Here is a 13,220-nt window from a genome sequence, read left to right on the forward strand (position 1 = left end):
ACCGTAAGCAGGCGCGCCGGGGGTCGGTTCAGATGTGCCTTTACGATCCCCGGCAGCGCGGCTTGCGTCGTCTGTTATTTGGCGGCGCCCGGAGTGACCACGATCGGTTCCTTGGGGGCCTTAGAATGGCCTTGGAACCGCGTGAAGTCGCGACCGGTGATGTTCTTCATGTCCGCGACCATCAGTTCGTAGCTTTTCCCTTTCTGCGTGGAACTGTAGCTCGCTCGATTGTGCAATTGTTCACCGCTCGGTACGTATCCGGCGACGTACACGACCGTGGCGTCGGTGCCGGTTAACTCCTGCGCCCCGCCGCCGAGCAGTGCGACTCCGGCGAGAACGGCACCCTTTTCGACCGTTACCTCCCAGCGGCACTGGTACGCGGACGCCAGCATCAGCACGACTGGTTTGCCCGCTTTGACTGTGACGCGGACGCGGTGAAAATCGGCCGACCGGGGGGCCGATGCAGGTGGGAAATGCGGCGGCGAGTAGTTCACGGTTCAGCAGCTCATTTTGGTAGATGGTGCGTCTGTCTCCCAGTGCGATCAGCTCTTTGACGGATTTTGGCAAGTCGACGCCGGCGAACGCCGTCTCGTCGTGAAATGACTTGAACCACATTGCCCGCCCCAGCGCTTTCGAGAGTGCCATCCGAACGCGTCTGGGGACGGCGGTGGGATCGACGCCGTCGATCATACCCTTTTCGGCATCCTCATTTAGCACCTCATCGGCATCCTTCCGCAATCGCTTGCGGATGTACGCGCCCGGACCGCTGTCGGCACGCAACTGCTTGATCAGTTCCCGCCAGTCGGTGATCTCGTCCTCTTCGATCCCGCAGAAGCGTGGCTCGGAAGTCGAGACCACGTGAACCTCCGCGTCTGCGGGCAGGCTTTCGAACCTGTGCAGCAAAGTCCCGTCAGCGTGAATGGGGAGTGTGGCAAGGAGGGACGCGAACAGGGTTGCGAGCATAGTGTTTGCTCTGTTGAAGAGGTGTGACAAGAAATATCGGGGCGGAAGTAAATTTCCGCCCCCGATAGCCAAGTCAACTAGTGCGCAGGTTTAGTGCCGGTGAAGCCTGGAGTAACGGTATCCAGAGCAAGGTCGCATTCAAAATTGTCGCAACGTTGCTATGATTTTGTCAATAGGATAGTAGGTATCGGAGTGAAATTGATACCGTGCCGCGGTTTGCGTGGAGACCAATCACCAGCCAACGGTTGTCACAATTGGTTGTCTTAATTCAACTTGAGGAGGTGAAACTTCGGGAGATTTGCGCCCCTGCTCACAGGACGAAGCCGAGTTCGTCGCTGAATCCAAGCGGGGTTCCGGAGCTTTCCGCATCCTGCACGCAAACGGGGGCAGACCTGGCTGAAATTGTTTGCTGATTACGATCCTCTTTATGCGATATCGCCGCTCGTAGAAATTGGCTGAAATCCATCGGAGCACGTTCTTCAGATCGAGCTGCATCAGGATGCGCGACGAATCGCCGACCGGCGTCGCGAGCGAGCCCCAGCCCGTCATGCGGGAACTCGGCCACCGGCCCGAGCCCGTTCCCGGTTATTCCCTCCAAGCCTGCGTTCTCTCTGCCGCCGCTATTGCTACTTAATTGATGAGTATTCTTCACACCGCCGCAATGGCTCGTAAAGTGAGCGGGAGACGAAGCCACAATCCGCGTAGCTCTGGCTTTGTCCCTTCGTCCGTCTGCCAACCGCCGCGGCCCACGCTCAACACATGAATCATTACGTTTCGCACCTCGAAGCCGCCATCGACGGCACCGCCCTGCCCTTCGGCACGCTGGCGAACATGCACAACGGCCGGCCGATCTGGGTCCGTTACCACCTCGACAAGGTCCGCGCCGCGGTCACGTCGGACGAGATTGCGAAGCGCCTCCCTTCCCTGTGGCGCTACCGCGAGTTGCTCCCGCTGCCGCGGGACGCCGAGCCCGTTACGCTCGGCGAGGGCATGACGCCACTCCTGCACTGCCCGCGGCTGGGTCGGCAGTTGGGGCTGTCGCAGTTGTACGTAAAGGACGAGTCGCAACTGCCGACCGGCAGCTTCAAAAGTCGCGGAATGGCCGCCGCCATCAGTATGGCGAAGTGGCTGGGCGTGAAGCGGGTGGCGCTCCCGACGGCGGGCAACGCCGGCGGGGCCGCGGCGGCCTACGCCGCCCGTGCGGGGATCGAGTGCTTCGTGTTCATGCCGCACGACACCCCCTCCGTGAACCAGTTCGAGGCGCAGCTCTACGGGGCCAAGGCGTTCCGCGTGAACGGGTTGATCAACGATTGCGGCAAGATCGTCAAAGACGGCGCCGAGCGTATGGGCTGGTTCGACCTATCAACGCTTAAGGAGCCGTACCGGCTCGAAGGCAAGAAGACGATGGGTTTGGAGCTGGCTGAGCAGTTCGGGAGGGGGTTGCAGGGGGAACCAACGGGCGGTTCCCCCTCACCGGCAGCGAGGGGGTTGCAGAGGGAACCAGCGAACGGTTCCCCCTCACCAGGAAGCTGGCAGTTACCGGACGTGATCTTCTACCCCACCGGGGGCGGAACCGGACTGGTCGGGATGTGGAAAGCGTTCGCCGAACTCGCGGAACTCGGCTGGCTGCGAGCGACTCCCGGACACGCATCCGGCATTCGCTTTCCTCGACTCATCTCCTGCCAGGCGGAGGGATGCGCCCCTATTGTGACGGCCTACCAGAAGGGCGAACGGTTCGCCGAACTGTTCCCGAACGCGCGGACGGTAGCCAGCGGGCTGCGGGTGCCCGTTGCAGTCGGCGACTTCATGATCCTCGATGCCATCCGCGCAAGCGGGGGCACCGCGGTGCTGGGTCGCGAGTCCGAAATCGCGCGCTGGATGCAGCGCGCCAGTTCCGCGGAAGGGATCAGCATCTGCCCCGAAACGGCGGTGTGCTTCGACGCACTCGAACGGATGGTAGCGGCGGGCGAAGTGAAACCTGACGAGCGGGTGGTGGTGTTCAACACCGGTGCGGCGCCCAAGTACCTCGAAGCGATGCCCTACGACCTCCCCTCCCTCGACAAGGACGCGCTCGACTGGGACAGGATCGCCGGCTGATGCCCGATCCCCTCGCCCCTCACGTGGCGCGAGTTCTTTTCTGGCGTTGTACCGCGCCGGTCACTATCGTGTCGCGTAGGTCGGCACTTCTGGGTCGGGGGAATCGTACCAATGAAACGGTTAAGCGTCGGGTTCGTCGCGCTGGTCGTCGCGGTCGGCGCGGCGTGCGCGCAAGAGAAGAAAACCGCCACCATCACGATCACGGCCCCGGACGCGGGGTACAAGGACACGATCTTGAAGGTGGACGGCACCGCGGTCAGCGGCAGCGGGGGCAAGTTCACGTTCACCACCCCGGCGCTCGAGTCCGGCAAGGAGTACAAGTTCAAGGTCGAAGCGCTGATCGAGCCGAACAACTACACGAAGATCACCCGCCCCCGAGAAGTCACCGTGAAGGCCGGCGACGCGGCCACACTCGATCTGACGAAGGAAGACAAGGCGCTCGACAAGATCGTCGTGCGGTGGGTGCCGACGCCGAACGACATCGTGGACGAGATGGCCAAAATGGCGAAGGTGAACAAGAACGATGTCATCTTCGATCCGGGCTGTGGCGACGCCGTGATGCTCATCCGCCCCATGAAGCTGCTCGGCGCGAAAAAGGGCATCGGCATCGACATCGACCCGAAGATGGTCAAGAAGGCCCAAGAGAAGGCAATGGAGGAAGGCGTTGCGGAGAAGGTCGTCATCAAGGAAGGCGACATCCTCAACGAAAAGGACATGGCAATCGCCTCCGAGGCGAGCGTGGTCCTCATCTACATCGGCGACGACCTGGGCGCACGAATGGCACCGGTCCTCCAGAAACTGCTGAAGCCGGGCACCCGGATTGTGTCGCACCGGTTCAAACTCGGCGACTGGAAGCCGGACCGGACGGTGACGGTCCGGGGCGCCGACGGCGACGAGTACGTGCTGCACTACTGGGAAGTGAAAGAGAAGAAGTAGGCGCCAGTGCGAGACGGACGAACCAAGCGAACGCGCTCCGCCACTTGCCGCGTGTGGATCTTGAACCCGTCCTTGGCGGCGGCTGTGATTGTCACCGCCGCCGACCCGCTCCTGAACATCGGCGATGAGTACCGTAGAGACCACACCCGCCCGAGCGAATTACCCTATAGACCGTCTACAATCAAACACTTTCTCTAGACCAGCAAAGGTGATGGCTCGGCCCTCCGGTGGTGTCGTAGGCATTGGCACGCCCCCCCCCCCAGAGTGTGTGAAGACGGCCGAGCCGCCGCTCACGCCCGTACCCCCATGCGAAAGGGATCGGCCGGGTCGAACAGCAGGTCCGACTCGGCGGTCAAGTACGCTGTACCCGTGATGTGCGGGCTGATGCCGCTTCCGGCCGGTTCGTACCGGCCCTCGAATACGGCGCCCAGGATGCCCTCCTGGCGCCACACGGCCCCGGGTTTCAGTTTGCCGTCCGCCGCGAGGCACGCGAGCTTGGCGCTCGTGCCGGTGCCGCACGGCGAGCGGTCGTACGCCCCGCCGGGGCACAGTACGAAGTTGCGCGCGTTGTTGTTCGGGTCGGCGGGCGGGCCGATTAGTTCGATGTGGTCGATCGGGGCGCCGCCGGCGCCGGTCACCCCGGCGCGTTCGAGGGCGGCGCGGACCCGCAGCGCGTAGTCGGTGAGCGGGCCGACCGAACCGACGTCCAGTCGGAGCCCGTCCGGAACCGCCGTCAGGAAGAACCAGTTGCCGCCCCAGGCCACGTCACCGGTCACCGGCCCCACCCCCTCAACCGGGACGACGACCCCGGCCGCGTGCCGGTAGCTGGGGACGTTGAGCACCCCGACGGTGGGGCCGCCGCGGTGCTCAACGACGACCGGGCCGACGGGCGTGTCGACGCGGTACCGCCCGGGCGCCGTCCGCCCCAGGTGCGCGAGTGTAACGGCCAAGCCGATCGTGGCATGCCCGCACATCCCGAGCGGGCCGACGTTGTTGAAGTAGATGACCCCGGCCGCGCACCCGGGTTCGTGCGGTTCGACCAGCAGCGCGCCGACCAGCACGTCCGAGCCGCGTGGCTCGTTCACCACCGCGGACCGGAACCGGTCGAACTCGCGCCGGAACAGGTCGCACCGGGCGGCCAGCGGGCCGGTGCCCAGGTCCGGCCCGCCCGAGACGACCACCCGGGTGGGCTCGCCCCCGGTGTGGGAATCGATCACACGAACGCGCTGCATCGTGGGCTCCTGCTCGCGGGGGAAAGGACCGCCAGCGGCGGTGCGGCGGCACTCACGGCTGTTTGGGGCCGCCGGCTTTATCAATGATACCCTTCAGCGAGCCCTGCTTGTGACCTTCCGTCGGCGGGTCCATTTTCGGCTTCGGTCCGGTGCCGGGGGACTGCAGCCGGGCGAAATCGGCTTCAGAGATGGTCGACACCTCGCCGCGGACGTTCACCGCCGCACGGCGGCCTCCGGCACCGGCGCGTTCACAGGCCACCACGTCGCCCGGCGCGACCGCCCGGAAGTTGACGACCAGCGGTTGGTCGTCGTTGGGCGAGCGGAGCACCTCGTCGGGCGGGCCGAAGCGTTCGAGGTACGGACGCAGTTCGGCGTCGGTCTTCGGGGGCCGGCCCAGGCCGGCCGTCGCCTCGCTGAAGCCCTTGGACACCGCCACCAGTTTGTCGTTGACCGACGCGTTGCGGGGGTCGACCGGGCGGGGCTCGGAGCCACAACCGGCGGCCGCGACGAGGGCACAACACGCTAACCACAGGATCACGGGACGCATGACCGACCTCGGTGAGTGTACGCGGACCGCCGCCCCGGCGGGTCCGGGGCGACACACAGGGTACACCGTCGCCCCGGTGGGTCCGGGGCGACGGGACGCCGCTTACAACTGGTTCAGGTCGAGAACGTTCCCGTCGTCCCGCATCCCGAGGTTGAGGAAGACGGCGCTGTCGACGTTGAACCGGATGGAGCGCACCGAGCCGTCGCACAGCACCGCGTTGATGCCGCTGGAGTGGGCCGAGCCGAACCGGGCCGCGGACCACCACGCCCACCCGGACGACCCGTCCCCCTTGGGCATCCGGTCGCTCCACGGGCTGAGGGTGGCGGGCCGCACAATCGCCCACCCGAAGCCGGTGGCCTGCGACTCCAGCCCGCAGCAGTAGTCCGGGTCCGAGGGGGCCGTTTGGTACGCGGTCGAGAGGACCCACTTCTCGCCGATCAGCAGGGTGTTCGAGGTGCCGTCGGTCATTTGGCCGAGCCGCACCCCGCCGCGCGAGTAGTCCACCATCGCTCCGTGGGCCTGGGAGTCGTCGCCATACGAGCCGACGTAGTCGGTGACGTAGTACGAGTCGAGCCCGCGGACGAACTTCCGCGCCCCGCCCCGGGACGGGCACCCGTACATCTTGATGGCGGTCTGGGACATGGTGGTCGGGTTGCCGGTCTGCCACAACGACTGCTGCTCGAGGTACGGCAGCACCTGGTACTGCCACCCGGCCCACTGGTTGGTGGGGTCCTCCTTGTACGGGTTACCCTCAGGGGCGAACTCCGCGCCGCTGCCGTTCGGCTTCGGGGCGATCGCGCCGTTGACCGTCCGCCAGTACCCGAGCCCGCCGTTCGGCAGCGCCCCGACGGTCTCGTGGTGGTTGTGGCACCCGAGCCCGATCTGCTTCAGGTTGTTCGTACACTGGAGGCGCGCGGCGGCCTCGCGCACCTTCTGCACCGCGGGCAGCAGTAGCCCGATCAGGATGGCAATAATGGCGATCACCACCAGCAACTCGATCAGCGTGAACCCCGACGGCTTGCGCACAGGTCCGGCCATACCAAGTTCCTCCGACGAAAGGAATGAAATGGGTCAACCCTGGAGACGCTGGGTCAGAGACGTGGAACCAATCTCGGCCGTTCTTTCGGTACTCGGAACCGGTCCGACCGGGCGGTGTGCCGCCCGGTCGGAAGTCGGGCGGTGTGCCGCCCGATCAGACTACTTGGCCCCCGCCGCCGGCTTCGGGGGCGGGCCGCCGGGGCCGCCCGGTTTCGGGGGCGGGTTGTTCAGGTCAGCCGGCTTCGTGAGCGGTTCCCGCTCGCACCCGGTCAGCACCGCGAGTACGGTTGCGAGACAGACCAGCCGACTGACGGCGTTGCGGATCATGTGACTCTCCTTGAGTGACAGAGGGTTACTGCCCGCCCATCGCGTCGAAGTTGACCGGGACGCCGTCCGAGGTGCCGCCGGCGTACACCGCGTTCTTCCAGGCGTCGCTGCCCCAGCCGGCGTACCAGCTTGAACCCATCTTGCGGATCGAGCGGACCGACCCGTCGCCGTAAACGAACTGGGCGACCCCGGTGTGACGGCTGCCGAACGACTCCCACCCCGACGGACCCGGGTCGGTGATCCCGAACAGGAAGGTGAAGGTGCCCGCGCCCATCCACGACAGCCGCTCGTTCCCGGCGGTCCCGACCGTCTCGCCGAACAGAATGGTTTGAGACGTGCCGTCCGCAATGGTTGACAGCTTCTGCTTGGTGTTGAGCCCGAACGGTCCGGCCATCGAGCGCCAGGTAACGGTCGTGGACCCGTACGCCGGGCCGTTCCCGTCGGACTGCCCGTTCCCGCCGGCCGAGGCCATGTAGTTGGTCACCCCCGGGTTGCCGCCGGCGGCGGTGAACGTCGGCAGCCCGGTCCAGTTGTAGTTGATGAAGTACCCCGGCCCTGGGACACAGATGGCGGTAGTGGCCGCGATCCAGTACGGCATGTTGGCCGATGCGTTGTCCGACGGGCACTCGAACATCGTCACCCGGTTGATCGAGACCTTCAGGGCCGTTGCGTCGTTGGTCCACAAGCTGGCGATCGTCGGCGCGCCGCCACCGGCGTCCGCCGGGAGCGAGGAGGGGACGATCAGAAGGGCCGCGGGGATCTGGCGGTACAGGTTGTCCTGCTCGATGAACGGCAGCAGGTAGGTCAGCGTACCGATCCCGCTCGCGGTGTTCGTGCCCGGCGGCAGGTTGCCGTAGGTGCTGTCGTAGTTGTGGGCGGCCAGGCCCATTTGCTTGAGGTTGTTCTGACACTTCATGCGGGCCGCCGCCTCCCGCACCTTTTGCACCGCCGGCAGCAGAAGCCCGATGAGGATGGCAATAATGGCGATCACCACCAACAGTTCGATCAGCGTAAACCCGAAAGCACTGCGAGTTCTCGAACGCATGAGCATCATACCAAACCTAGGAATAAACACGCCAACACCGGAGATATTTTCCCGAGAGAGGCGGGCGAACGAGAGGCGATTTGGCTGGCGGGCGAGCACCACCGGAAAACAACGTTCACCGTGTGAACGGCCGCTCCCGGGGCCACGGCCTCGGGAGCGGTTGTCATCTCACGCACCCGGGCGGCTGCTCAGCCCGCTCCGGATGATGCCGAGTACGCGCTCGCGCTCGGCGCCGGTCAGCGGGCGCCGGGGCTCGCGGACCCATTCGGCGCCGAGACCGGCTTCCTGAACCATGAGCTTGATGTACTGCACGAACTTGGGATGCGTGTCGAGTTTCATGAGGGGCGCGGCCCACCGGTACAACTGGCGCGCCTCGTCCCACCGGCCGGCCCGGGTCAGCTCCCACAGCCGCTGGTTCTCGGCCGGGAAGGCGATACCGGAGCCGGCGACCCACCCGTCGATGCCGAGGACCGAGGACTCGAGGATCAGGTCGTCCACGCCCGCGAACACCGCCAGCCGGTCGCCCAGGGCGAGCCGGATCTCGGTCACCCGGCGCGGGTCGCCGGAACTTTCCTTGATCGCCCGCAGGTTCGAAATGTCCGCGTACCCGAGGAGCCGCTCGGGCGTGACGTCTACCGTGTAGGCGAGCGGGTTGTTGTACAGCATCCACGGCAGGTCGGTCGCGGCCGCCACGGCCCGGAAGTAGCCGGCCGCCTCGTCGGCGTCGGGCTTGTACACCATCGGGGGCATCACCATGAACCCGGCCGCGCCGAACCGCGCACAATCGCGGGCGTACCGGACGGCCGCCGCGGTCGAGGTCTCGGCCACGCCAGCGATCACCGGCACGCGCCCGGCGGCCACCCGCACCGCGTTCTCCACCACGCTCCGCTTTTCGTCCGGGTCGAGGGCCTGGTTCTCCCCGAGTGACCCGCACACCACGAGGCCGCTCACGCCCGACGCGAGAACGGCTTCCAAATGCGTGGCGGTGGCCCGCAGGTCCAGCGACTGGTCCTGGCGGAACTGGGTGGTCACGGCCGGGAATACGCCGGCCCAGCGAACGCTCATGAAATTTCCGTGAACCAGATTTTTAGGGACGGTTAATGGGGTGAAGTATAATCCGTGAACCGGTGCCGGTCTTGACCGGGTACCGACCCAGAACTGAGTTCCGCGCACAACTCCGGAGTTTTTCGGTGACCAGTTCCAGTCCCGTGTCCGGCCTGTTCGCGCGGTTGGCGGAGCCGTTCACCGCCGAGGACGTGTTCGACTGCTTGGCGGACGTGGTGTACTTCGTCAAGAACGAGCGGGCCGAGTACGTGGTGGTGAACCGCACGCTGGCCGAGCGGTGCGGCACGCACGACAAGCGGACGCTGATCGGCAAGACGGCCGCCCAGACGTTCCCGCCTCCGCTCGGGCGTTCGTTCTGGGAACAGGACACGCACCTGCTCGCGACGGGCGAGCCGGTGCTCAACCAGCTCGAGCTGCACCTGTACCCGACGGGCGTGACCGGGTGGTGCCTGACCGACAAGTTCCCGCTCCGGGGCGCGGGCGACGCCGTCATCGGGCTCGTGGGCGTGTCCCACGACCTGCACCCGCCGGACGAAAGCGCCGAGGATTACAGCAGCGTGGCCGCGGCCGTGCGGCACGCGCGGACCCACCTGGACCAGCGGTTGGTGACCGAGGAGCTGGCGGCGATCGCCGGCCTCTCGGCGTACCAGCTCGACCAGCGGGTGCGCCGGCTGTTCCGGCTGTCCACGGGTCAGCTCCTGCTCAAGCTGCGCATGGACACCGCCGCCGAGCAGTTGCGCGACACCGACCGCCCGGTGGTGGAGGTCGGTCTGGCGTGCGGTTACGCCGACCAGAGTGCGTTCACCCGACAGTTCCGGCGCACGACCGGGCTCACGCCGGGCGAGTACCGCCGGGCGCTCCGCCCGGCGCGCGGTGACGGGTGAGCGCCGCGACGGGGCGAGCTCACTCGCTCTGGAGCCGGCAGATCAGCAGCTCCCGCTCGTACACCATTTCCGGCGGCAGCCGGCTGTGCAGATCGATGAACAGCTCCTCGTGCCCGAGCACCTCGGCCCGCCACGCGGTGCGGTCGCACGCTTGGAGCCGGTCGAACTGCTCGCGCGGGAAGTTGAGCCCGGTCCACTCGATGTCCTCGAACCGGGGGCTCCAGCCGATCGGGGTCTCGCGCCCGATGGCGCGGCCGCGGACCCGGTCCACGATCCACTTCAGCACCCGCATGTTGTCCCCGAACCCGGGCCACAAGAACCGGCCGTCCGCCCCCTTGCGGAACCAGTTGACGTGGAACACGCGGGGCGTCTCCGAGAGGTCCCGTTGCATCCGGATCCAGTGCCGGAAGTAGTCCCCCATGTGGTACCCGCAGAACGGCAGCATCGCCATCGGGTCGCGGCGCACCCGCCCCACCGCGCCGCCGGCCGCGGCGGTGGTCTCGGAGCCGGTGGTGGCGCCGATGTACACCCCGGCGGTCCAGTTGAACGCCTGGTACACGAGCGGGACCGTCGCCGCCCGCCGCCCGCCGAACACGATCGCGCTGATCGGCACCCCCTCGGGGGCCTCCCACGCCGGGTCGATAGTCGGGCACTGGGCCGCCGGGGCGGTGAACCGGGCGTTCGGGTGGGCGGCCTTCGCGCCCGTCTCCTTCGCCAGGGCCGGGGTCCACCGGTTCCCGCGCCAGTCCAGGCACTCGGCCGGCGGCTCGTCGGTCATTCCCTCCCACCACACCCCGCCCTCGGGCGTGAGCGCGACGTTGGTGAAAATGGTGTTCCGCGACAGCGCGGCCATCGCGTTCGGGTTGGTCCTGGCGGACGTGCCCGGGGCCACCCCGAAGAACCCGGCCTCGGGGTTGATCGCCCGCAGCCGCCCCCCCGCGTCCGGCTTGAGCCACGCGATGTCGTCGCCCACGGTCCACACCTTCCACCCCTCGAACCCGACCGGCGGGATGAGCATGGCGAAGTTGGTTTTCCCGCAGGCGGACGGGAACGCGGCGGTGACGTACGTCTTCTCCCCCTTCGGGTCTTCGACGCCGAGGATCAGCATGTGCTCGGCCATCCACCCCTCGTCCCGGGCGATGTTCGAGGCGATCCGCAGCGCGAAGCACTTCTTGCCGAGCAGCGCGTTGCCGCCGTACCCGGACCCGAAGGACCAGATCTGCCGCGTCTCGGGGAAGTGGACGACGTACTTCTCCGGGTTACAGGGCCAGGGCACGTCCGCCTGGCCCGGGGCGAGCGGGGCGCCGAGCGTGTGCATGCACGGCACCACGCGCTTGTCGCCTTTGTCGATCTCCGCCAGCACCGGCAGCCCGATCCGGGCCATGATCCGGGTGTTCACCACCACGTAGGGCGAGTCGGTGAGTTGCACCCCGATCTGCGACAGCGGAGACCCGACCGGCCCCATGCTGAACGGCAGCACGTACATGGTCCGCCCCCGCATCGCGCCGTCGAACAACTGCTTGAGCCGACGCTTCATCACGAACGGGTCTTCCCAGTTGTTGGTCGGCCCGGCCGCCTCCTTGGAGAGCGAACAGATGAAGGTGCGGTCCTCGACGCGGGCGACGTCGCCCGGGTCGGACCGGGCGTAGTAGCAGCCCGGCCACAGTTCCTCGTTCAACTTGATGAACGTGCCGCCCTGAACCATACGATCGCACAGGGCGTCGTACTCCTCCTGCGAGCCGTCCACCCAGTGGACCGCGGCCGGCTTGGTGAGCCGGGCCATCTTCTCAACCCACCGCAGGAGGTGCGCGTTCGTGCTCAGCGCCACCGACGGGTCACGTCCACCGGCCATGTGTTCGGTATCCTTGGTGCGGCAGCGGGACGCGCGGCACCGGTCGTTCGTTGTGTCGCCCGCGCGTCGGCCGTGCGTCGTTTTACGCGGCCCCCGCGGGCTCACCCGCAATCGGTTATCTCGGAGGTGCCGCTTACGGCGTCAAGGTGCGCAGAGCGGAAATAGCGGGGCCGTCAAGTCTGAGAAACGCGGTTGCGGCACCACGAGCCCCCCGTTCATCAACAGGTGGGTGATCCGCAACAGCACGTGGCGATAGATGTTGCGCGCATCGCGCGGGATGGGGCTGTTACTGGGTGCGGTCGTCTAAGGACTGGGAGTCAAAAGTCGTCCGGTCAGCAAGTCGTAAAGTCGCAAACCACATTATCACTGAAATTATGACTTTACGACTTTCGACGGTCGGGCTTTTGACCGCGCGCCAACCGCCTGCGTCAGCAGGCGGTTGTAATTCCGGCGTGTTCCGGGGGACAACTCGGTCGGAGGGGCAGAGGCGGTGGGTATCTCATTTAACCCGCGACATGGCCCGCGGTCACTTCCACAGTTTCTTGTCGTCGATGCGTTCGCCGCCCGCTACCGTGATCGCCTTCTTGAACTCGTTGGCGTCGAAGTTCCGCCGAATGCGGCGCACCGAGCCGTCACAAAGCGCCACATGAAATGCGCCGTCAAACATCCCGCCGAGCTTGGGGAGCGGCTTCTCGGGGTCGAACGGAACGTCCGCGGGTTTGCTCCAGACCACCGGGTCGCCGGCTTCGACTAACATGACGGTCTGCGATGTCCCGTCAGTGATGTCCAGAATCTTGAGGCCGCCTTTATCGCCGAGCAGGGCACCCTTGCCGGTGAACGTCTGGTAGAACGTCTCGCCGGGCTTCGCCTTGACCCGGATCGGGGCGTACACCTTCGGCAGCTTCTCGATCAGCTTCTTGTTCGTGTCCGAGTCCCAGGGTTCGTCCAGCTTGAATTTCTTGTACACCTCTTCTTCTTCGATGTACGGCAGGATCGCCACGCGCCAGCTCAACAACGGCTTGCCGTCCTTGTCGACGATGTCACCCGGCAACTTGCCGTTGGCGCTCTCGAAGTTGTGAGCGGCCAGTGCGATCTGTTTGAGGTTGTTCTGCGACCGAACCATTTCCGTGACCGCAGGCGGTTCGTCCTGGGCCGCCGCGGGAACCGCGACCGTCAGAGCGACCAGACCGAGTGGGGCGACCAGACCGAGCGCCCGCAGCCGTGACACGCGCAT

Annotated in this window: 13 protein-coding genes; 3 read left to right on the forward strand and 10 right to left on the reverse strand. The window is 66.4% G+C overall.

What is annotated here, in order from left to right; translation table 11 throughout:
* Positions 1–74: 74 nt before the first annotated feature.
* Together GobsT_RS27190 and GobsT_RS27195 are read right to left on the reverse strand one after the other, a co-directional pair.
* On the reverse strand, positions 75–494 hold the full coding sequence (locus GobsT_RS27190) for a hypothetical protein (RefSeq protein ID WP_148087885.1): 420 nt from the start codon (positions 492–494) through the stop codon (positions 75–77).
* Positions 495–1,273: 779 nt separating this feature from the next.
* Positions 1,274–1,528 carry a hypothetical protein gene (locus GobsT_RS27195; protein ID WP_148087886.1) on the reverse strand — a complete coding sequence of 85 codons (255 nt, stop codon included), beginning with the start codon at positions 1,526–1,528 and terminating at the stop codon, positions 1,274–1,276.
* 194 nt (positions 1,529–1,722) lie between these two features.
* Here GobsT_RS27195 and GobsT_RS27200 point away from each other — a divergent pair, with 194 nt between their 5' ends.
* Both GobsT_RS27200 and GobsT_RS27205 read left to right on the forward strand, forming a co-directional pair.
* Positions 1,723–3,060 carry a threonine synthase gene (locus tag GobsT_RS27200; protein ID WP_010042379.1) on the forward strand — a complete coding sequence of 446 codons (1,338 nt, stop codon included), beginning with the start codon at positions 1,723–1,725 and terminating at the stop codon, positions 3,058–3,060.
* A 111-nt stretch (positions 3,061–3,171) separates the two neighbouring features.
* The gene (locus GobsT_RS27205; protein WP_010042377.1) at positions 3,172–3,996 is read left to right on the forward strand and encodes a TIGR03000 domain-containing protein; all 825 of its coding nucleotides are present in this window, start codon (positions 3,172–3,174) and stop codon (positions 3,994–3,996) included.
* 290 nt (positions 3,997–4,286) lie between these two features.
* Here GobsT_RS27205 and GobsT_RS27210 read toward each other — a convergent pair whose 3' ends face one another.
* The 6 genes from GobsT_RS27210 to GobsT_RS27230 form a co-directional block, all read right to left on the reverse strand.
* Entirely contained in the window at positions 4,287–5,228 is a 942-nt protein-coding gene (locus GobsT_RS27210) for a proline racemase family protein (RefSeq protein WP_010042375.1), read from the reverse strand.
* A 52-nt stretch (positions 5,229–5,280) separates the two neighbouring features.
* Positions 5,281–5,775 carry a hypothetical protein gene (locus GobsT_RS27215; protein ID WP_010042374.1) on the reverse strand — a complete coding sequence of 165 codons (495 nt, stop codon included), beginning with the start codon at positions 5,773–5,775 and terminating at the stop codon, positions 5,281–5,283.
* Between the two features lie 102 nt (positions 5,776–5,877).
* Positions 5,878–6,813: a DUF1559 family PulG-like putative transporter gene (locus tag GobsT_RS27220; RefSeq protein WP_010042372.1), complete on the reverse strand. Its 936-nt coding sequence runs from the start codon at positions 6,811–6,813 to the stop codon at positions 5,878–5,880.
* A 159-nt stretch (positions 6,814–6,972) separates the two neighbouring features.
* Positions 6,973–7,140, reverse strand: coding sequence for a hypothetical protein (locus GobsT_RS38220; RefSeq protein ID WP_010042369.1), 168 nt, complete (start codon positions 7,138–7,140; stop codon positions 6,973–6,975).
* Between the two features lie 25 nt (positions 7,141–7,165).
* Positions 7,166–8,185, reverse strand: a complete 1,020-nt coding sequence (locus GobsT_RS27225; protein WP_157506783.1) for a DUF1559 domain-containing protein — start codon at positions 8,183–8,185, stop codon at positions 7,166–7,168.
* 168 nt (positions 8,186–8,353) lie between these two features.
* A complete protein-coding gene (locus tag GobsT_RS27230) occupies positions 8,354–9,250 on the reverse strand; it encodes a dihydrodipicolinate synthase family protein (RefSeq protein WP_010042366.1) in 897 nt (298 codons plus the stop codon).
* Positions 9,251–9,375: 125 nt separating this feature from the next.
* Between GobsT_RS27230 and GobsT_RS27235 the strand changes: the two genes are divergently transcribed.
* Positions 9,376–10,134: a helix-turn-helix domain-containing protein gene (locus tag GobsT_RS27235; RefSeq protein ID WP_010042365.1), complete on the forward strand. Its 759-nt coding sequence runs from the start codon at positions 9,376–9,378 to the stop codon at positions 10,132–10,134.
* Between the two features lie 19 nt (positions 10,135–10,153).
* Here the strand turns inward: GobsT_RS27235 and GobsT_RS27240 are convergent, their stop codons facing one another.
* A complete protein-coding gene (locus GobsT_RS27240; protein ID WP_029600998.1) occupies positions 10,154–11,986 on the reverse strand; it encodes a phosphoenolpyruvate carboxykinase (GTP) in 1,833 nt (610 codons plus the stop codon).
* Between the two features lie 526 nt (positions 11,987–12,512).
* Positions 12,513–13,220: a DUF1559 family PulG-like putative transporter gene (locus GobsT_RS27245; RefSeq protein WP_081471718.1), complete on the reverse strand. Its 708-nt coding sequence runs from the start codon at positions 13,218–13,220 to the stop codon at positions 12,513–12,515.

The sequence above is a fragment of the Gemmata obscuriglobus genome (genome assembly GCF_008065095.1).
Lineage (GTDB): Bacteria > Planctomycetota > Planctomycetia > Gemmatales > Gemmataceae > Gemmata > Gemmata obscuriglobus.

Bases quoted from the DNA above. Each gene is read 5' to 3' on its own strand.
- GobsT_RS27200 (WP_010042379.1), top strand. From the start codon at position 1,723: ATGAATCATTACGTTTCGCACCTCGAAGCCGCCATCGACGGCACCGCC.
- GobsT_RS27205 (WP_010042377.1), top strand. From the start codon at position 3,172: ATGAAACGGTTAAGCGTCGGGTTCGTCGCGCTGGTCGTCGCGGTCGGC.
- GobsT_RS27210 (WP_010042375.1), bottom strand. From the start codon at position 5,228: ATGCAGCGCGTTCGTGTGATCGATTCCCACACCGGGGGCGAGCCCACC.
- GobsT_RS27215 (WP_010042374.1), bottom strand. From the start codon at position 5,775: ATGCGTCCCGTGATCCTGTGGTTAGCGTGTTGTGCCCTCGTCGCGGCC.
- GobsT_RS27220 (WP_010042372.1), bottom strand. From the start codon at position 6,813: ATGGCCGGACCTGTGCGCAAGCCGTCGGGGTTCACGCTGATCGAGTTG.
- GobsT_RS38220 (WP_010042369.1), bottom strand. From the start codon at position 7,140: ATGATCCGCAACGCCGTCAGTCGGCTGGTCTGTCTCGCAACCGTACTC.
- GobsT_RS27225 (WP_157506783.1), bottom strand. From the start codon at position 8,185: ATGCGTTCGAGAACTCGCAGTGCTTTCGGGTTTACGCTGATCGAACTG.
- GobsT_RS27230 (WP_010042366.1), bottom strand. From the start codon at position 9,250: ATGAGCGTTCGCTGGGCCGGCGTATTCCCGGCCGTGACCACCCAGTTC.
- GobsT_RS27240 (WP_029600998.1), bottom strand. From the start codon at position 11,986: ATGGCCGGTGGACGTGACCCGTCGGTGGCGCTGAGCACGAACGCGCAC.
- GobsT_RS27245 (WP_081471718.1), bottom strand. From the start codon at position 13,220: ATGCGCGTGTCACGGCTGCGGGCGCTCGGTCTGGTCGCCCCACTCGGT.